This is a genomic window from Providencia sp. Me31A (assembly GCF_050487165.1).
GTDB lineage: Bacteria > Pseudomonadota > Gammaproteobacteria > Enterobacterales > Enterobacteriaceae > Providencia.
This window is the reverse complement of sequence record NZ_JBKQGZ010000010.1, coordinates 104340-125226: the sequence shown is the minus strand read 5'-3', so window position 1 is coordinate 125226 and position 20887 is coordinate 104340. Positions and strand designations below refer to the sequence as shown.

The window sequence follows — 20887 nt, the reverse complement described above, 5'->3', positions numbered from 1 at the left end:
GATAACCTCAGCGCCCCATTTTTCTCATTCACTTATCAATAATAATATTTTGGTTTATAACGCCTTGCTCACTGTTGCCTACCATTTGCGAAAATTTATCCAGCGGATCAGTACGCAGCGCATACAACCGTTTTAACGCAAATGGGTTATCCCCTACTTTGACTTTTCCTTGAATGGTTGTGACAGCAAGGTATAACCCTGCTTCTTTTGCTGCATCCATCGCTGATCGGTTATAACCACCAAATGGGTACGCAAGGTAGCGTTGATCTGGCTCGAACTGGCTAAGCACTTTCATCGACCGTTTAAAATCCAGCATAATCGTATGCTCTTTACGGCTAAAAATAATGGGGGAATTGTGGTTATCTAAACGGTGTAAAAAATGGGTATGCGATTGAATATTAAATACATCCTGGCTATTTTTAATTTCTTGTTTGCTCATAAACTGCAATGCATCCGCTGACCACTTTTGTGGCTGTGTTTTGACTCTTGATGAAATAACAAACAACGTTGCCTGCTGTTGATTATGCCGCAAAATGGGTAATGCATAACGGTAAACCGATTTTAGCCCATCATCAAACGTTAACGCCACGGCTTTACCCGGTAAGTTCGCGGACTTGTTCAAGTAATTTGCCACATCGTCTAATGACAATGTTTGATACCCAGCTTGTTTGAGGTAATTCATTTGCTCACTGAATGCTTCAAGTGATGTGGTGGTGGAAGTATGACGAAACAACTTATTTTCACCATCTTTTAAGATGTGATGATAGGTTAAAATTGGAATACCTTTGTCTAGCATTACATCATCTAACCGGATATAACCTAATCGGTCACCTAAGCGGATAGTCAACCACGCCACTTTTCCCCCTACTTTATCCGTTTTAATCATACGCGCTAATATGGGATAACGCAGGTTTTCCCATAAAGATGCGATTTGCTGACCATTCACATCCGTTGACCGGTAAACAGGGGTCTTTTCAGTCGTGATCAAATAATCATAAATAGGTTTTTGTAAATCATTCAATCTATCCACATCAGGAATATAACGAGGAGATTGGCTAGCAAGAGTCGTTGCTTTCACAAAGGCATAATCATTGCCGAATTGCATTGCACGATAATCACCAGCAGGAGTATAGGCGAAAAACCCGTGATCACGGTTAAGTTGTGCAACAGCTCGCATCTTACCTGCAACAGAAGAGAAAATAATTTCATCTTGTCTTGTTTGAACTAATGTCGGGGGAATATCCGCCAACTTCCAATCTTCTGTGTTGTTATTTATTTCGCTCGCCAGTGATTGAGGTAGGTAATTGGTGAATAATACACACAGTAGTAGTAATCGTTTAACCATTTTTCATCCACACTTAAATAGCGTTTTTCCGCAGCTATTCTAAACCGACTCAATATTTAACCCTATACCTCAACAAAAATTTTTATTTTCCTTAAAAATAAATAGATTACCTTCAATTTATGATAGCTATTACTCTTTTCCTGCTTCTGTATTTCAATTCCTTATCATTTCTTTTCCATTTTATTTTCAATTCCAACCATAAAGCTATTACACCAATTAAAGTATTTACCTATGAGTTATCATACAAAATAAAGAGATCTAGCTCATATTTATCAGTAAAAAACCTATTCTAGGCACAATCTGTAAATCATTTGACAGTTAATTGTATTTCCCACTGCTAGATTGACATCCAACCACTGTTCAATGCCAGGGAATAACAATGAAAATAAAAGAAATTAGTACCTTTATTATGCACGTACCAGTCACTAATGACTTGATTGGCGATTCAACCCATAGCATCACCCATTGGGGAATGCCCGGCGTCATGATCAAGACAGAGTGCGGCCTTGTAGGCTATGGGCACACCGGAACTCACGCAGATATCACGACAGATCGCTTAATTACCACCATCATTGAAGACGTGTTTGGCCCTATGTTATTAGGTGAAGATCCAACGGAAGTGCGTTATTTACACCGTAAGCTCACGCGCAGCTCCACCAACATTTGGGTGGGACGTGGTGGATTAATGCAAATGGCAATTTCCGCTATTGATATCGCTCTGTGGGATCTTAAAGCAAAAGCTGCTGATCAGCCTTTATGGCAGCTGTTTGGAGGATCAAAACACAATAAAGTTAATGCCTATAATACAGACTGTGGCTGGTTAGTGCGTAGCCAAGCAGATCTGGTTGATGATTGTAAAAAAATGATCTTCGAAGAAGGTTTTAAAGCCATCAAAATGAAGATTGGTAAGCCTGATCCGCGTGAAGACTTACAACGGATTGAAGCAGTTCGCCATGCAATTGGCGATGATATCGACCTAATGGTTGACGCTAACGGTAAATGGGATATCAGCATTGCTAAACAATATGGCCACCGTTTAAATGATTTCAATATCAAATGGTTTGAAGAACCACTATGGCATGACGACGTGGCAAGCCATAAGCAATTAGCGGCTTACATGGATACGCCTATCGCATTAGGTGAGTTGCTGTATCACAATGATTCATTTAAAGAATTTGTTCTTGCGGGTGCAGTCGATTATTTACAACCCGATGCCACTCGTTGTGGCGGTTTAACTGCAGTATGGGAAATTGCAGATTTAGGTATGGCCTTTAACTTACCTGTGACACCACATCATGGCGACATGATGCAAGCCCAACTGCACTTAGTCATGGCACATCCAGCCTGTTCATTACTGGAATTTATTCCGTGGACATTGGATTGCTTTGTTGATCCGGTTGAAGTCATTGATGGTGTTTATACCACCCCAACGACTCCGGGAGCAGGCACAACGTTAAAACCTGAAGCACTGGCTAAATTTAACGTGAAATAATAATAATACCCTTTTTCGCTATTTCATAACTAACACCACGAAAAAGGGAAATAAATAACAAGAATTATTCATTTTAAATTACTTATTTATACTCTAAATAATTCATGGTGCAGTTAGGCGACAAATGAATGAGACTCTAGGAGCCTACAGCAGTAGGTGACTAGTGTGAATGAGTGCAGTCAACAACACAGCAACTTGAAGTATGACGAATATATTAGCTCTATACTCTACTCTGCTGATAACTCAGTGGTGGGCTAAACACGTAATAAAAATGAATAGATAACATCATTACCTTATAAAAAACTGGGGTGAACCATGTCCACCAATACTGATCATTTATCATCGGCTACCAGCAAAGCAATACGAAAAATAATACCTATGGTGGTATTAATGTTTATATTGGCTTACTTAGACCGTTCAAATATTGGCTTTGCAAAACAAGAGTTTCAATTAACAACAGGGCTAAGTGATGCTGCCTATGCATTCGGTGCAGGGATCTTTTTTATCGGCTATGCGCTGTTTGAAGTCCCCAGTAATATCTTATTGTACCGTATTGGAGCTCGGGTGTGGCTATCGCGTATCATGGTCACGTGGGGATTAATTTCTGCCGCGATGATGTTCGCCCATGATGAGACCACTTTTATCATTTTACGTTTCTTACTGGGTGTCAGTGAAGCCGGCTTCTTTCCTGGGGTCATTTTATATTTGACCTTCTGGTTCCCACAGAATATTCGAGCTCGCGTCACCGGTTACTTCTTATTTGGAGCCCCTCTGGCATTTATCATTGGGGGCCCGTTATCCGGTTCATTACTGGCACTAGAAGGTTCTTCGTTCGCGTTTGGTTTATATGGTTGGCAGCTAATGTTCGTGGTGGAAGGCTTGCTCGCTTCCCTTGTCGGTATTTGGGTGTTTTTCTACCTTGATGACCGCCCAGAAAAAGCGAAATGGCTGACTGTGGAAGAAAAAAATGCGCTTTCGGCTCAGTTAGCAACGGAAGAGGATGCGAAAAAAGGCCACAGTCCGAAAGGTGCATTGAGTGCCCTGCTAGACATGCGTGTCCTGTATTTATGCTTAATTTGGTTCACCGTTCAGGTGTGTGGATATGGTATTTATTTTTTCCTACCAACCCAAATCGGGACTTTATTAGGTAGCAAAGTCGGTGTGTTAGTTGGCTTTGTGACGGCAATCCCACCGCTGTGTGCCGCCATTGCCGTTTATTATGTTCCTCGTATTTCAGAGCGCTTAAAAGAGCGTCGTAAAGTTGCCGCAATGACCTTTATGTTAGGTGCGGCAGGGATTGCAGTTTCAGGTTTATTCGATAGCATTCCAGTCATCGCTATTATTGCCCTGTGCGTGGCAGCAGCGGGCCACTTAGCAATGCAACCTCTTTATTGGAGCTTTCCATCGGCTTATTTAGGAGGAACCGCGGCTGCATCCGGTATTGCTTTGATTAACTCCGTGGGTAACTTAGGCGGTTTCGTGGCTCCCAACTTGCGTGTTTGGGCTGAAACAACCTTCGAATCAGCACGAGCTGGGTTATATTTTATCGCCTTCGTCGCCTTCATTGGTGGATTGTTTATTCTAACGTTGAAAAAGCTCGGTATTGAAAAGCGCTTTGAAGATTAGTGAATACGCTTTGTATTACTCCCGAGTCGTCATCGATGACTCGGGATTTTATATTTAATACACTTATGGTTTAACACATAAAAAAGATCGGGCAAATATTGCTATAGATGTTGATTGAATATAACCCCACCAAATGCCATGATAAAGCTAGCCTATGCATGTAGGGAGCATTCAAATGAACATTGCGGTACAAAATAGTCAGTTAATTTTGACCCATGAAAACATTCTTGAAATATTACAAACGAATAGCTGGTTTAATAACTTACCTGACTATTTGATTAGCGTATTAATGGAATGTGCAACCTTGCGCTATTATAGCGACAGTGAAATGGTTCACTACCAAGGCGACCCCGCTCGTGGGCTATATGCCGTGATCCAAGGCTCCGTTAAAGTGAGTTCTATCTCCACTGACGGCCGTGAATGCGTCTTCCGTTACCTTTCTCCAGGAAACTGGTTTGGCGAAATTGCCATGCTAGATAAATCGGCTCGCACACACGATGCGAAAGCCATCAGCCCTACGATCCTATTGACGATTTCGCCAAAAGACTTAGCGACCATTTTGGAGAAGTATCCAGTTTTTTACCAATCACTGAATATTTTACTGTGTAAAGTCATTCGTAATGCCTTTACCATCATTAATGACAGCGCCTTACTTTCGGTTTCGGCTCGATTAGCTAAACGCTTACTGAGCTTAGCCGAAGGGTATGGCGAGCCCCATGAAAAAGGCATTCAACTGAGTTTGTATCTTACCCAAGACGATCTCGCCACCATTATTAATACCACACGACAAACCATCAATAAGCGTTTGGTCGCATGGGAAAAATTAGGTTGGATTGATGCTAAATATGGGAAAATCATTTTAGTGAATCTCCCGGCTTTGAAGCAAATCTCTGAGGACGATGAAGAATAGCTAATCGTTATGGTCGACCGCAGGGCTTTCAGCAAAGAAATAACGATCCATGGTAAATTCAAAGTCGTCACTGGTCGCATTAAATAGCATCTTTTTGGTATTTTCCAAATGTTGCCACATGGCTTGCCGAGCCCCTTTTGGATCACGACGCGCTAGCGCTTGCAGTATTTGATCATGCTCATCACACCAGCTTTCAATAGAACGGTTATCAATGTGTTCATGAAGCTTGATCCAATATGGATTGCGTAAACGCTGGCTCCACATCTGCTCAACAATCACTACCATCGCACTATTATGGGTCGATGCCGCAATCTGCATATGAAACGCCAAGTCCCATTGCGAGTCACGAAAACGGTCTTCCTTACGTGCATTCTTTTGAATTTCAAGTAATTTTAGAATATCTTCTTTAGTAGCCTGCGTCGCAGCAAATTCTGCAATATGGCTTTCAATAAGCTGTCTGGCTTGTAATAATTCAAATGGCCCACAACGGCTAAATTCTAACCCGCTGTCCACACTCTCTGAGTTATTAGACCGATTATTAATGACATGTATACCAGAACCTTTACGGACATCAACGTAGCCTTCTACTTCTAGCATAATAATAGCTTCGCGGATCACGGTGCGACTGACGTTCATTTCATCAGCTAATAAGCGCTCAGCAGGCAGTTTAGTACCAACCTGATATTCATCATTTTCAATTCGTTGTTTCACCAAAGCCGCAACTTGCTGGTATAAGCGCGGTTCACTCTCTTGTGAGCTCATTAATTTCTCCTTTCGCCATCCGGCATACTAGCAACTTTGTCATAGTGGCTAGTATAGCGAAATTCCTCAGTCTGAGTGAAATAGAAAATAAGTCACCAATAAATTGGTATAACATCTTTCAAAGTTATAAACCAGATCGTATAATGCATGAAATTTAGCCATTCGATGATCATAGGTCTCTTTGGCTGAGCAATGTCCAATACAGGGAATTCATCATGATAAAAGAAATAATTCAAATACATGCTAATGACAATGTCGCAGTCACGCTAGTCGACAGGCAGGCAGGAGAAACCATCACCCTCAATTCCCTGCAAATCACCTTAAAACAAGATGTAAGCCGTGGCCATAAAATTGCCCTTCAGCCTATCGAGCAAGGTCAAAACGTCTTGAAGTATGGCGCACCTATTGGCCATGCGACAGCCCCGATTAGTGTGGGGGAACATGTGCATACACATAATACCGCCACCAATTTAAGTGCATTGAATGATTATGAATACCATCCTGAGCATAATGCGATTTCAGCCTCACTTGTCAATCCCGATGTGCAGATCTATCGTCGTCAAAATGGTGATGTTGCTATCCGTAATGAGATCTGGGTGATCCCAACCGTCGGTTGCGTGAATGCTCTCGCGAGAAAGATGATCGAACGATTCAATAAACAACATAATGATGCCTCCGATATTGATGGCGTTTATCTTTATAACCACACTCTAGGCTGCTCTCAATTAGGTGATGACCATTTAACCACCCGCACGATTTTGCAAGATATGGTAAAACACCCTAACGCAGGAGGTGTTCTGGTTATCGGTTTAGGCTGTGAAAACAATCAAGTCGCCGCGTTTAGAGAAACACTAGGTGATTATGATAGTGAACGCGTTAAATTTATGGTGTGCCAACAGCTAGAAGATGAAATTGAAGTGGGCGTTGAATACCTTAATGATCTGTATCAACTCGTTAAACAAGATAAACGGGTTGCAGGTAAGTTAAGTGAAGTGAAATTTGGCCTCGAGTGTGGAGGATCAGATGGGTTGTCGGGGATCACCGCGAATCCACTATTAGGGCGTTTTTCAGATTTCCTCGTCAGCCATAATGGCACCACGGTATTAACCGAAGTGCCTGAAATGTTTGGGGCAGAGCAAATTCTAATGAATCATTGCTATGACAAGCCTACTTTCGAAAAAACCGTCAGTATGATCAATGATTTTAAGCAATATTTTATCGCCCATGACCAACCTATTTACGAAAATCCCTCTCCGGGTAACAAAGCCGGCGGCATTTCCACACTAGAGGAAAAGTCTCTTGGCTGTACACAAAAAGCCGGCACAAGCCAAGTTATGGATGTACTAAAATATGGCGAACGCCTCTCTACTTCTGGCTTTAACCTACTCAGTGCACCCGGTAACGATGCCATTGCGACTAGTGCCTTAGGTGCAGCAGGGTGCCATATGGTGTTGTTTACGACAGGCCGCGGCACGCCTTATGGTGGCTTTGTGCCAACAATGAAAATTGCCACCAATAATGAATTGGCAGCCAAAAAGCCTCATTGGATTGATTTTAATGCAGGCGCCTTATTAACAGGCAAATCTATGGATCAACTATTGGATGATTTTATTGTTCATGTCGTTAAAACCGTTAATGGTGAACCAACCAAAAATGAAATTAATGACTTCCGTGAATTAGCCATTTTTAAAATGGGCGTCACACTTTAAAATAAAATGCCCTTATGATTTTATGATCTTCGAAACCATTAGGGCTTTCTTAACCTATTCTAGGTTTAAGATATAGTAGGAGCTATTGAAAATATAATTTTCACCCCCCTAAAAAATAAGGTACTAAAAATCTAATGACTTAAAAAACATTTAACCTAAAGTTAAACTACAGCTTTATAAAAATAACCTTGTGAAAATGATTATTTTAAAAATAGCCACATTGAAATTTCTTTGTAGCTATTTTATATATAGAACTACCTTTTGATTTTAATAAAAATCAAACCTTGGTATTTATTATTCTTTAATCGGATTTATCGAATCAAGTTAATTTATATTTACTTTTGTCCATAATACGCATTTTTACCATGCTTGCGTAAATAGTGTTTATCCAATAATTTTTGTTGCATTGCTCCGACAGATGGTTGTAGCTGGCGAGTAAATAAATTCATATAGGCAATTTCTTCCAACACCACTGCATTATGAACCGCATTATCAGGGCTAGTTCCCCATGCAAATGGGCCATGACTATTGACTAAAACCGCAGGGACATCTTTTGCCGTTAACCCTTTTTCATGGAAAGTCTCAATGATAACATTCCCCGTTTCCCTCTCATAATCTCCCGCTATTTCAGCTTCTGTCATTTTACGGGTACATGGGATTTCCCCATAAAAATAATCAGCATGGGTGGTTCCTAATGCGCTTAATGGCAGCCCCGCTTGAGCCCAAATCGTGGCATGCCGTGAGTGAGTATGAACAATACCGCCAATTTCAGGAAAGGCTTTGTAGAGTGCTAAGTGAGTATCAGTATCAGATGAGGGGCGAAATTTACCTTCAACGACACTGCCCGTTTCCAGTGACACAACCACCATATCTTCCGCTTTCATCGTTTCATAATCCACACCCGATGGCTTGATCACCATGAGTCCTGCTCCGCGATCAATGCCACTCACATTTCCCCAAGTGAAGGTCACAAGGTTATGCTTTGGCAATGCAAGGTTTGCTTCAAAGACTTGTTGTTTCAATTGTTCTAACATAACGGCCCCCTGGCTTTAAATATGCTTAAATATCAACAACAAAAATTTATTATATCGGTTTTTTCTGTGTGTTGATTTCCTGTTTCTACCTATTAAGGTAAACAGGTTTCGTCTATTTAAAAAGCAGCCACATTTACAAAACTAATGCAAAATAGCTCAGTTCGGAATAAATCGGGCATAAACAGTCAAATACGGTCAGCATTTTGATGTGGATAAATGACCGAATTGGATGAGAGCTTTTTGTTTCTTGACAGTAAACCGTTAATACCAATCAAATAAAGAGACTTTCATCAAAAAATAAAATGCAACAATTGTAATCAACAGCATTAAACTGCATTAATGATCACTTTAAATCGCTTTTATTTTTTCAAAAACAGATTACTTGAGTCCAGTCACGACAAAAAAAAGATGGCACAGGCAGAATAAATATCGTGGAAAGAATAGGAGTTAAATATGTTACAAGCCGAACGCCATAAATTAATTTGTTCTCATGTTTCACAAAATGGGTCGGCCTTAGTGCGTGATTTAGCTAAGTTATATTCTGTATCACAAGAAACTATCCGCCGCGATTTAACTGTATTGGAACGCGAAAATAAGATTATTCGCAGCTTCGGTGGTGCAGTCGCCATTGACCAAGAAGAGATGCCTTTCGTCAATGTTATGCCATCTTCGGTCAAACTCAGTCAAATGGTGGATGGCGCAGAGTCATTTCGCAAAAGAACAGAAGAACACCCTGATGCAAAAATGAAAATATCTAAAGCTGCGCTGAAATTTATCCACCCCGGTGACTGTATTATGTTGGATAACAGCAGTACCTGCTGGTTTTTAGCAAGGCAAATACCCGATATTGATATCACGGTCGTCACAAACTCCGTAAAAATCATCCAAGCACTGGCTTGCCGTGACCGAGTACGTGTTATTGGTATTGGTGGAGAATATTCTGAACGCCACGATGATTTTCATGGCCCGATCGCCGAGAGTATTATTCGTAGCTTTCAGATAAAAACCTTATTTTTGTCATGCCAAGGTTTTAATATCGAAAATGGCATTCGTGATGGTAGTGAAATAAACTCAAAACTCAAAAACATTATGTTGCAAGTTTCTGAGAATACCGTATTGCTCGCCGACAATAGTAAATTAGGGAAATATGCATTTAGCCAAGTTTGTACTTTTGATGATATTAGTGTGTTAATAACCAACAAACTTAATGATAATAATTTACAAAAACAGTTTCCTAATCTTAATATTATTGAATGCGATAAATAATTTATAAAAAATAAAAATCCGTAATTGTGAATTAAGAAAATAAAATAAGTTTTCAAATTATCTTATTAATTTCTGTATTAAATAAGTGCAGGGGGAATATTTATCTCAAATTCCTGAGCACTTAATTATAGGCATACCTAAATTAAATAATACCATTGACCCTACGTTGATGTAATTTCTTGATTTAGTGTCCATCTACACTAAGGAATACCATTATGAACATGAAGAAGTTAGTTTTACCTTGTTTAATGAGCGTTGCACTGTTTTCAAATGTTGCAATGGCTGAATCACAAAAAGCACAAAAGCCATTCACCATGGGAGTGGTGGTAAAAGTCGGTGGTATTCCTTGGTTTAATGTGATGGAACAAGGGATCACAGAAGAAGGTGAGAAACTCGGCGTTAATGCATTCCAAGTCGGCCCAACAACCGCAGATCCTGCTGAGCAAGTACGCGCTATTGAAGACTTAATTGCTAAAAAAGTCGATGTTATCGGTGTCGTCCCTAACGATGCTAAAGTCCTTGAACCTGTATTAAAACGCGCTCAAGAAGCAGGTATTAAAGTCATTACTCACGAATCCCCAAATCAAACCAATGCTGACTGGGACTTTGAATTACTCGATACCCAAAGCATGGGGGCTAACCATATGAAAGATATGGCGGCCTGTATGGGTGAAGAAGGTAAATACGCCATGTTCGTTGGTAGCTTAACCGTTCCTCTGGTCAATGAATGGGCCGATGCAGCGATTGCTTACCAAAAAGCGCACTACCCGAAAATGCAAATGGTCGATGACCGTTTTGGCGTCGCAGAATCTGTTGATGATTCCATGCGTACCACCAATGATCTGCTATCTAAACACAAAGACTTAAAAGGCATCATGTCATTCGGCTCACAAGGCCCTATCGGTGCAGGACGTGCTATTGATAAACGCCGTAAGAATGATGAAACCTGTGTATTCGGTACTTTCACCCCAGGTCAAGGCATCAAATTACTCGAAAAAGGCGCTATTGACGGTGGCTATATTTCCAACCCGAAAGTTGCAGGACAAGTTTTCGTACAAGTTGCGACAGCTATGATGAACGGTGAAGAAATTAAAGATGGTGTATCTATTGGTGACATGGGAGAAATCAAAGTCAGTGGTAACACCATTTTAAGTGATAACCCCGTCAATCTAAACATTGAAAACACGAAAAAATTAGTTGAAGTCGGCCTGTAATATTCACCCGAAAAATAACGTTAAAAATAAAAATACAATATTAATTAGCATGTTGAATTTTATATTTTGAATAGTTTGAGCTGTCGCCAATCACGCGACAGCTCGAATTATCATAAACACGCCAACACCAATTATTTGCAGTAGGAATTGTACCTATGACAACCACCTCTATAGCTGACAAATCCACCCCACTAATTACCTTGCGAGACCTTTCCAAAAGTTTTGGCGGTCACCGTGCATTACGCAATATCGATTTGACGCTCAACAAAGGTGAAGTGCACTGTTTAGCAGGCACTAATGGATGCGGAAAAAGCACGCTGATCAAAACGATCAGTGGTGTCTATGCCCCTGATGATGGTAGCCAAATCGAAATTGACGATAAGCGCTATCACCGATTAACCCCAGATAAAGCTCGCGAATTAGGCGTGCAGGTTATCTATCAAGACTTATCGTTATTCCCTAACTTAACCGTGGCTGAAAATATCGCTTTTGAATTAAACCTCAAAGGCTATTTTGGTTGGTTCCGTAAAAAACAGCTGCGTGAAAAAGCGTTAGAAATTCTTAATGAGCTGTCTTTTACGATCAACCCCGACACGCCAGTCCAATTTTTACCGATTGCCCAACGTCAGCAAGTCGCGATTTGCCGAGCTTTGGTCGCAGATGCCCGCCTTGTTATTATGGATGAGCCAACCGCCTCACTGACTCGCACCGAAGTTAACCAATTATTATCTACGGTTAATTATTTGAAAAATAAAGGGATCACCGTTGTCTTTGTTAGCCATCGACTCGAAGAAGTCAAAGAGATTTCTGACCGTATCACGGTGATCCGCGATGGCCAAAAAATCGGGACTTGGCCTGCCGAAGACTTAACTACCCGTAAAATCACCGAACTCATGACGGGTTTAGATATCGTTCATGAACGTAAGCCGCCCAATAATGCCGAAGACCGCCGCACCGTTTTAGAACTCAAAAACCTAAGTCGTACCGGACAGTACAAGGATATTTCACTGAGTTTAAAACGAGGGGAAGTCTTAGGTTTATGTGGCTTGCTGGGATCTGGACGTACTGAGTTAGCACTTTCTTTATTTGGTATTACTCATCCAGACAGTGGTGAATTGCGCATCGAAGGTAAGCCCATTAAGCTCAAAAACAATACCGAAGCCATTAAACACGGTATTGGTTATGTCTCTGAAGACCGTCTGACACTCGGCGCGATTTTGCAGCAATCTATTGCCGACAATATGGTCATTTCCATTCTTGACCGTTTAAAAACCCCTTTGCACCTGATTGATGAAAAACAATGCCAAGCCATCGTGCAAGAGTGGATTGCAGACTTAGATATTAAAGTCACCGACCCTAATAATGCCCTTTCCACCCTTTCAGGCGGAAACCAACAAAAAGTGGTTCTCGCCAAATGGATTTTAACGCGTCCTAAAGTGTTGATTTTAGACTCCCCAACCGTTGGGGTCGATATTGGCGCAAAAGACAGTATTTATAAACTTATCCACCGATTGTCTGGTGTGGGTATTTCTATCTTGTTAATTACCGATGAAGCCTCCGAAGCTTATTACAACTGCGACAGAATTTTACATATGAAACAAGGGTCTCTCGTTAAAGAAATTATGACGGATTCCATCAATGAGCAACAATTGGAGGTAATCATCAATGGCTAACTGGCAAAAACTGCGACCACAGTCTGTCGAGGGCTGGTTAACGTGGGTCATCCTCATTATGGTGGTGTTTTTCACATTAATGAGCCCACAGTTTCTCACTATCCAAAATTTACTCGACCTCAGTGAAAGCTATGCGGTAACGGGTGTCTTTGCTTTAGGGTTATTCGTTGTATTAGTCACCGGCGGGATTGATATTTCCTTTGCAGCGGTGGCCTCCGTCGTGCAATACGTGATAGCCACATGGCTACTGCAAGGGATTATTGCAAGCCCAACACTCAGTATCACACTGGCAATTATCATTGGCATCACCTTTGGTTTAATTAATGCCATTCTAATTTATTCCCTGAATGTCGTTTCTATCATTATCACCATCAGTATGCAGTCTTTGTTATTTGGCATGTTGATGTGGCTAACCAATGGCCACAGTATTTATGACCTGCCGGATTGGTGGGTAGATCCTGTGACTATTCTACCTTTTGAAGTGGACGGGGAATATTACCAAGTAGGCTTACCACTGCTAGTGATGCTAGGTATCGCCGTTCTAACATGGATTTTAATGAATAAAACCCATATCGGCCGCCAACTCTATGCTGTGGGTGGAAGCCAAGAGTCTGCATCTCGTATCGGTATTCGTGTTTCAGTGATTTACCTGTTCGCTTACGGCTACCTTGGGGCAATGGCAGCGATTGGCGGCATGTTGCAAACCTATCGTATGAGCGAAGTGGTACCGAGCGCCCTCGTCGGGGGGGAACTGGATGTCCTTGCTGCGGCCGTACTCGGTGGCGCGAGCTTGTCCGGTGGGCGAGGAACCGTGATCGGCACCTTAATGGGAGTTTTCCTCATCGGTATCTTAAAAAATGGTCTCAATCTGATTGGTGTCTCAAACTACTTCGTCAATATCGTCATCGGTATGGTTATTCTCATTGCGATTTGTATCACTCATTACAAAAAACGCAAAGAGACGGACGTAGGTTTTGTTTAACAGGAATATCACCATGAAAAAACAAGTTTTTTTTAAAATTGATGGCTCTGTTATCGGACTGCTTTCAATCTTTATACTCGCCGTCGCTGCATTCAGTATTGCAATGCCTGGGCACTTTTTTACCCAAAATACTTTTTTGAGTATTACATTTCAATTACCTGAGCTCGGGTTACTCACTTTCGCGATGTTTGTCCCGATGTTAAGTGGAGGATTGAATCTTGCGATTATCAGCACCGCTAACTTAACCGGCCTGTTCATGGCATGGGTGTTTATCAACTACCTACCTGTTGATGCTGACACAGGCACACAATTAATGTGGCTGCTTTTTGCCTTAGTGGGGGCGACAGTCATCGCGGTGATTATCGGAACATTAACCGGGTTAATGATTTCCCACATTGGTGCTCACCCAATCCTAGTGACTCTCGGAACAATGACCATTATCAGCGGTATTGGCGTCTATCTAACCAAAGGCGCAGCACTCAGTGGCATGCCGCCTATTGTGCGAGCCATTGGCTCCGACACCGTATTTGGCATCCCCATTGCCATGATTATTTTTATTGTCACCGCCATCTTGTTAGCCCTCTTTTTAGGCTGTACGCGCTTAGGTAAAAACATCTACATGAGTGGTAGTAACATCAATGCCACCTGGTTTAGCGGTATCCGTACTGACCGAGTGATGATTGCTATCTATACCATTTCTAGCCTGCTATGTGTGCTTGCGGGTCTGATTATGATGGCACGTTTTAACTCGGCACGTATGGGTTATGGTGACTCTTATTTATTACTCACCATTTTGGCCATCGTACTTGGTGGTACTAACCCATTCGGAGGAGTGGGTAAGGTTAGCCGTGTCTTCTGCGCTCTATTAGTTTTACAGGTTATTGCAACAGGTTTAAGCCTGCTCGGTGTTAGCCTGCACTTTAACCTTGCGGTTTGGGGGATTACCTTGATCTTGGCTCTCGCATTCAAATTTTTCAAAGAAAAATGGAGCGCTAAACGAGCAATGAACCGTAACCAACGTCTTAATAAAACCTCACCACAAAGTTAAATTTTTCAGGGAGAACACCATGCGCAAACACCCAATTGGAATTTATGAAAAAGCATTACCGAAAGATAGCAGTTGGTTAGAAAAATTAGCCATCGCCAAAGCGGCTGGGTTTGATTTTGTTGAGATGTCCGTAGATGAAACGGACGAGCGCCTTGCTCGTTTGGACTGGAGCCAATCCGAGCGCTTAAAACTGGTCAACGCCATTCAACAAACTGGCATACGTATCCCCACCATGTGCTTATCTGGTCACCGCCGCTTTCCTTTCGGTAGTCACGACGAAGCGACTCGAATGATGGCTTATTCTTTAATGGAAAAGGCCATCAAGTTAGCGCAAGACTTAGGAATACGCACAATTCAACTCGCTGGCTACGATGTTTATTATGAAGAACAAGATGCACAGACTATTGCTCATTTTGAAAAAGGCATGCAGTGGGTCAGTGAAATTGCCGCGGCATCTCAGGTGATGTGTGCTGTCGAAATTATGGATACTCCATTCATGAATTCCATCACAAAATGGCAAGCGCTGTCTGATAAAATTCGCTCTCCTTGGTTTTCCGTTTACCCTGACGTTGGCAACTTAACGGCTTGGGGCAATGATGTCGAAAAAGAATTCACACAAGGCATCGAACACATCACAGCCATTCACTTGAAAGATACTTATGCGGTGACAGAAACCTGTAAAGGGCAATTCCGTGATGTGCCTTTTGGTGACGGTTGTGTCGATTTTGTGAATTTATTCAAACTATTAAAACGTTTAAATTATCGCGGCACTTTGTTGATTGAAATGTGGACAGAAAAAGCAGAAGAACCACTAATGGAAATCATTAAGGCTCGTCACTGGATCGAAGATAAAATGCAACAAGCGGGTTGGAACAACGCTTAAAGGAGCCCACAATGAATGCATTTTTTATGGGGGTAGACCTTGGCGGTACCGTAATCAAAGCTGGGATCTACACGCCTGAAGGCCAAGAAATTATTGTTGCTGAGCACCCTTTTCCCACACAAAGCGCTGAGGCTGGTTTCAGTGAGCGTAATATGGATGAATTATGGGAGGCCACCTGCCATGTGATCAGCGGAGCGATTAAACACAGCCGCCTGAATGCCGCACAAATTTCTGGTGTCAGTTTTTCCTCCCACGGTAAAGGGGTGTATCTACTCGATAAACAAGGCAAAGCCGTTAGAAACGGCATTGTTTCTTCCGACTCCCGCGCTCAGTCTATTGTAGATGCGTGGCATAAAGATGGCACGGCAGAGCAAGCCTACCCACTAAGTTTACAACAATTGTGGGCATCCCACCCTGTTGCATTACTACGTTGGTTAAAAGAGCACGAGCCGGAAAACTACCGCAATACGGGATACGTATTGATGGTGCATGACTATATTCGTTATCGCCTCACCGACCAAATCGCATGTGAAGAAACCAATATTTCTGGTAGCCAGTTGTTTAATCAAGTTCATTCGAACTATGACCCTAAATTATGCCAACTGTTTGGTATTGATGAGGTCAATGACAAGCTCGCACCAGTCATCAATTCGGCACAATTGGCTGGCACCGTTACCCATAAAGCCGCCACAGAGTGTGGCCTAGTGGAAGGTACGCCGATATTTGGCGGTTTTTTTGATGTTGTCGGAGCTGCATTAGCGTCAGGAGTCAGTCAAAAAGATAAACTGAGCGCTGTGGCGGGAACATGGACTATTTCTACTCGTGTTTTTGATGAAATCGTGCCGTCTAATTACCCGTATGTTTGGAGTAAATATTGTATTCCAAACACCTACTTTGTGCATGAAGGCAGCCCGACCTCCGCCAGTAATTTAGCGTGGTTTACTCGCCATTTCTTCAATCAACGGTTGCAGGATTATGACGTTCTTAACCACTGTGTCGCCGAAGGGGCAACGAGGCAGAATGATATCTTATTCTTCCCTTGGCTATATGGTTCTAATTACCACAGTAACCTGCACGGCGGCCTCCTTGGCCTAAGTTCACACCATACGGATTCAGATATCGTCTACGCCATTTATCAAGGGATTGTGTTCTCTCATTTACTGCACCAAGACCGCATTGTTGGCCTCGATAATACGACAGAATCCATTCGCTTCACCGGAGGGCCAAGCCAGTCCCCACTATGGATGCAAATGTTCTGTGATGCGGGTAACTTGCCGCTAGAAGTGGTCAACGTACAGCAATCCGGTTGCCAAGCCGCAGCGCTCTGTGCCGCTGTCGGAACAGGCTATTATTCCGGTTTTGATGTCGCCATTTCCGCCAGCACGCCGAAAATAACCCCTTACCAACCCAATACCGTTGGGCATCAACAATTGCGCGATAAATTTGCCCGTTTTAAATCTGTTGCAGATGCACTGAGCCACTCGTTTAGGACTTAAAAATAACAAAAGGCGGAATTCATGTTGAGTGAACTCCGCCTTAATTTTAACAAGCTAGTATTTTTGAGTGGCTATCGTGTCGTCAGGGTAGAGACGGTGAAGCTCGCCAATAATTGAACATGAAAATTCATACCGTTATCTAATCCTCACTACAGTTCACTTAGAAAAACACATTTAAAATCATTACATTAAAAAACAAACCCTCATCAGATAAAGTCTAAAAATTGTTACATTATTTACATAATGAATTGTGATAGAGATCAGTTATTAGCTAATTGGCCGAGTTTGATTAGTGATGTGGCTCTGATTTTCACCTTTCGTCACTAGAAAGCAAAATGGAACCGGTTCCATAATATTGTCATTCGCAATGGCAAGGGGCAGTCCCCCCATTACTAAGACAGAGGAAAGTCATGAGCAAAGAAATTATCGTTGTCACTGCCGCCTATGGTGCGCAAACCGTAAAACAACTAGGTGGACAGTTGTCGTTATTAGACACCATTCAAGGGGCAAAAGCCGATGGCACCGAGATCCGCCAAGAGCTTTTACTGCCTAATGATAGTCTAACGGACATTGCTCGCGGGCTACAAGCAAGGCAGCTAAAAGCCGTCTATTCTGTGCCTGACACCCTATTTCAGCAACATGCGCCTATCGAAATCAGCAAATTACAAGGCTATTTCGAAGAAGCCAAACAACTTAATGCTCGTTTTTTAAAACTGTCACTCGGTGAGCTTCCTGAAAGTTATGACTTATCTGAAGTGATTAGCCTCATTAATCACTACACAACACAGCTCGTGATTGAGAATGACCAAACCGAAGCAGGCGGCCATATTGCTCCACTGGAACGCTTTTTTAAGGATGTAGTGGCACAAAACATGCCAATCAAAATGGCTTTCGATATGGCCAACTGGTACTGGCAAGGTGAAGATCCCCTCAAAGCCGCCCACATTTTTACCAAGCAAGTCGCTTATATTCACGTCAAAGCCTGCCTTATACGTGCTAATAAACGTGTAGCCGTTGCCCTTGATGACAGTGATGGTTCATGGAAAGACGTGCTGCATATTTTACCTAGCAACGTACCACGGGGCATTGAATTCCCCTTAGAGGGACTCGACTTACGGGCGGTAACTGAACACTATGTTTCTCTGTTAAAGGCAATTTAATATCATGAAAAATCAATTAGATGTTGTAACTCTTGGTGAAGCCATGATGATGTTTGTCGCAACACAAACAGGAGAATTACATGAAGTCGAAAGCTTCGTTCGTCGTGCAGCTGGCGCAGAACTGAATGTCGCCATCGGCCTGTCTCGTCTAGGGTTAAAAAGTGGCTGGATAAGTCGGCTTGGTAATGACTCTTTTGGGCGTTTTATCCAAGCAACTTTAGATAAAGAACAGGTAGATACTCAATGCGTTACGGTTGATAGTGACTACCCAACGGGCTTCCAATTGAAATCTAAAGCCCTAAATGGAACCGATCCCACCGTAGAGTATTTCCGTAAAGGATCTGCGGCCAGCCATTTAGATCTCACTGACTTTAATGACGATTACTTTCTATCTGCACGCCACTTGCATTTAAGTGGAGTTGCGGCTGCACTTTCAGCCACCAGCTATCAACTTTCACTACATGCAGCAAAATGGATGCGAAAAGCAGGTAAAACACTGTCATTTGACCCAAACTTGCGTCCTTCTCTATGGAAAAGTGAACAAGAAATGATTAGTCAGCTAAACCAATTAGCGTTCCAAGCCAACTGGGTTCTACCCGGTTTAAAGGAAGGTAAAATTTTGACGGGCTTTGATAAACCGGAGGCCATTGCTGATTTTTACTTGTCTCATGGCGTCGAAGCCGTGGTAATTAAAACCGGTGAGCAAGGCGCTTACTATAAAACGTTAGATAATCAGCAAGGAGTTGTTCCCGCGATAGTTGTCAAAAATGTGATTGATACGGTTGGTGCTGGTGACGGCTTTGCTGTTGGCGTCATTAGCGCCTTGTTAGAAGGGTTGTCGCTTCCTCAAGCGATTGATCGAGGCAATTTTATTGGTGCAAGAGCAATACAAGTGATTGGTGATAGTGAAGGCTTACCAACTAAGCTGCAATTACAGCAAGAAATGGCATCACTCTCTTCATCCATCCTCAGTGAGACATGTTAAGAAGGAATATATTATGACAATCAATACTCCGGCGATGTCGCGTTGGTGGCGCATCATGCCTATCGTGTTCATCACTTATAGTCTTGCCTACTTAGACAGAGCTAACTATAGCTTTGCCGCCGCTGCGGGGATCAACGCAGACTTAGGCATTACGAAAGGAATGTCATCACTCCTCGGCTCGTTATTTTTCTTAGGCTATTTTTTCTTCCAAATTCCAGGAGCCATTTACGCAGAAAAACGCAGTGTTCGTAAGCTAATTTTTGCCTGTATTTTTCTCTGGGGATTGTTTGCTAGCTTAACGGGGATGGTCAGCAATATCCCCATGTTGGTCATTATTCGCTTTAGTTTAGGGGTTGTTGAAGCCGCAGTAATGCCAGCGATGTTAATCTATATTAGTAACTGGTTTACTCAATCAGAACGTTCTCGTGCCAATACCTTTTTAATTTTAGGTAACCCCGTTACTGTGTTATGGATGTCCGTGTTATCGGGTTACCTAATCCAAGCTTTCGGCTGGCGTGAAATGTTTATTATTGAAGGTGTCCCTGCCATTTTATGGGCTTTTTTCTGGTGGAGAACTGCGCGTGACAAACCTAGCCAAGTTAATTGGTTAAGCCAAAAAGAAAAAGACACCCTCGATAAAATTCTCAGTGACGAACAAAAAAACATCAAACCCGTGCGAAACTACCGTGAAGCCTTCAAATCACGTAATGTGGTTTTATTGTGCGCACAGTACTTTTGCTGGAGCATTGGTGTGTATGGCTTCGTATTATGGCTTCCCTCCATCATTCGTGGGGCATCTAACCTCGGCATGGTAGAAACAGGCTGGCTTTCAGCGGTGCCTTATCTTGCAGCAACTCTTGCGATGATTTTGGTCTCATGGGCCTCTGACCGCATGCATAACCGTAAACTATTTGTATGGCCAATGCTTCTGCTCGGCGCGATTTGCTTCCTTGGCTCATACTTGCTAGGAAGTTCGAATTTCTGGTTCTCCTATACTTTACTCGTGATTGCCGGCGCTGCTATGTATGCCCCTTATGGACCATTCTTCGCTATCATCCCTGAGATGTTACCAAAAAATGTCGCGGGGGGAGCAATGGCACTCATCAACAGTATGGGGGCTCTCGGTTCATTCTTTGGCTCATGGTTTGTCGGCTACTTAAATGGCGCGACAGGCAGCCCGAGCGCTTCTTATATGTTTATGGGACTGGCTCTGTTAGCCTCTGTATTCTTTACGCTCATTGTTAAACCTAGCCAAGAACAAAATGGCGGCACAGCTATCGCCAAGCACGCTTAGTAGGAAAT

Annotated in this window: 17 protein-coding genes; 14 read left to right on the top strand and 3 right to left on the bottom strand. The window is 42.4% G+C overall.

Going from position 1 to position 20887, the window contains the following annotated elements:
* Positions 1-28 precede the first annotated feature (28 nt).
* Positions 29-1345 carry a polysaccharide deacetylase family protein gene (locus ACLPIE_RS10075; RefSeq protein ID WP_430261499.1) on the bottom strand — a complete coding sequence of 439 codons (1317 nt, stop codon included), beginning with the start codon at positions 1343-1345 and terminating at the stop codon, positions 29-31.
* A 379-nt stretch (positions 1346-1724) separates the two neighbouring features.
* Here ACLPIE_RS10075 and ACLPIE_RS10070 point away from each other — a divergent pair, with 379 nt between their 5' ends.
* From ACLPIE_RS10070 to ACLPIE_RS10060, 3 genes are all read left to right on the top strand, one after another.
* A complete protein-coding gene (locus ACLPIE_RS10070; protein ID WP_430261498.1) occupies positions 1725-2837 on the top strand; it encodes a mandelate racemase/muconate lactonizing enzyme family protein in 1113 nt (370 codons plus the stop codon).
* A 315-nt stretch (positions 2838-3152) separates the two neighbouring features.
* On the top strand, positions 3153-4463 hold the full coding sequence (locus ACLPIE_RS10065; RefSeq protein WP_430261497.1) for an MFS transporter: 1311 nt from the start codon (positions 3153-3155) through the stop codon (positions 4461-4463).
* Between the two features lie 175 nt (positions 4464-4638).
* Positions 4639-5373 carry a Crp/Fnr family transcriptional regulator gene (locus tag ACLPIE_RS10060; protein ID WP_430261496.1) on the top strand — a complete coding sequence of 245 codons (735 nt, stop codon included), beginning with the start codon at positions 4639-4641 and terminating at the stop codon, positions 5371-5373.
* On the opposite strand, the gene exuR is transcribed toward ACLPIE_RS10060, so the two are convergent.
* Positions 5374-6135, bottom strand: coding sequence for a transcriptional regulator ExuR (gene exuR / locus ACLPIE_RS10055; protein WP_430261495.1), 762 nt, complete (start codon positions 6133-6135; stop codon positions 5374-5376).
* 215 nt (positions 6136-6350) lie between these two features.
* On the opposite strand from exuR, the gene ACLPIE_RS10050 reads away from it, so the two are divergent.
* Entirely contained in the window at positions 6351-7844 is a 1494-nt protein-coding gene (locus ACLPIE_RS10050) for a UxaA family hydrolase (protein WP_430261494.1), read from the top strand.
* 335 nt (positions 7845-8179) lie between these two features.
* Here ACLPIE_RS10050 and araD read toward each other — a convergent pair whose 3' ends face one another.
* Positions 8180-8878, bottom strand: a complete 699-nt coding sequence (gene araD, locus ACLPIE_RS10045) for an L-ribulose-5-phosphate 4-epimerase (RefSeq protein ID WP_430261493.1) — start codon at positions 8876-8878, stop codon at positions 8180-8182.
* 453 nt (positions 8879-9331) lie between these two features.
* Here araD and ACLPIE_RS10040 point away from each other — a divergent pair, with 453 nt between their 5' ends.
* The 10 genes from ACLPIE_RS10040 to ACLPIE_RS09995 all read left to right on the top strand — a co-directional run bounded on the left by ACLPIE_RS10040 (position 9332) and on the right by ACLPIE_RS09995 (position 20879).
* Positions 9332-10144 carry a DeoR/GlpR family DNA-binding transcription regulator gene (locus tag ACLPIE_RS10040; protein ID WP_430261492.1) on the top strand — a complete coding sequence of 271 codons (813 nt, stop codon included), beginning with the start codon at positions 9332-9334 and terminating at the stop codon, positions 10142-10144.
* A 221-nt stretch (positions 10145-10365) separates the two neighbouring features.
* Positions 10366-11358, top strand: coding sequence for a substrate-binding domain-containing protein (locus ACLPIE_RS10035; RefSeq protein WP_430261547.1), 993 nt, complete (start codon positions 10366-10368; stop codon positions 11356-11358).
* Between the two features lie 155 nt (positions 11359-11513).
* Positions 11514-13031 carry a sugar ABC transporter ATP-binding protein gene (locus ACLPIE_RS10030; RefSeq protein WP_430261491.1) on the top strand — a complete coding sequence of 506 codons (1518 nt, stop codon included), beginning with the start codon at positions 11514-11516 and terminating at the stop codon, positions 13029-13031.
* Positions 13024-14013: an ABC transporter permease gene (locus ACLPIE_RS10025; protein ID WP_430261490.1), complete on the top strand. Its 990-nt coding sequence runs from the start codon at positions 13024-13026 to the stop codon at positions 14011-14013. Before ACLPIE_RS10030 ends, ACLPIE_RS10025 begins: the two co-directional genes overlap by 8 nt.
* A 13-nt stretch (positions 14014-14026) precedes the next feature.
* Positions 14027-15061 carry an ABC transporter permease gene (locus ACLPIE_RS10020; RefSeq protein ID WP_430261489.1) on the top strand — a complete coding sequence of 345 codons (1035 nt, stop codon included), beginning with the start codon at positions 14027-14029 and terminating at the stop codon, positions 15059-15061.
* A 19-nt stretch (positions 15062-15080) separates the two neighbouring features.
* Positions 15081-15944: an L-ribulose-5-phosphate 3-epimerase gene (locus tag ACLPIE_RS10015; protein WP_430261488.1), complete on the top strand. Its 864-nt coding sequence runs from the start codon at positions 15081-15083 to the stop codon at positions 15942-15944.
* An 11-nt stretch (positions 15945-15955) separates the two neighbouring features.
* Positions 15956-17440, top strand: a complete 1485-nt coding sequence (locus ACLPIE_RS10010) for an FGGY-family carbohydrate kinase (protein WP_430261487.1) — start codon at positions 15956-15958, stop codon at positions 17438-17440.
* A 410-nt stretch (positions 17441-17850) separates the two neighbouring features.
* Positions 17851-18600 carry a sugar phosphate isomerase/epimerase family protein gene (locus tag ACLPIE_RS10005; RefSeq protein ID WP_430261486.1) on the top strand — a complete coding sequence of 250 codons (750 nt, stop codon included), beginning with the start codon at positions 17851-17853 and terminating at the stop codon, positions 18598-18600.
* Positions 18601-18604: 4 nt separating this feature from the next.
* Positions 18605-19585 carry a sugar kinase gene (locus ACLPIE_RS10000; protein ID WP_430261485.1) on the top strand — a complete coding sequence of 327 codons (981 nt, stop codon included), beginning with the start codon at positions 18605-18607 and terminating at the stop codon, positions 19583-19585.
* Positions 19586-19598: 13 nt separating this feature from the next.
* Positions 19599-20879, top strand: coding sequence for an MFS transporter (locus tag ACLPIE_RS09995; protein ID WP_430261484.1), 1281 nt, complete (start codon positions 19599-19601; stop codon positions 20877-20879).
* Positions 20880-20887 lie beyond the last annotated feature (8 nt).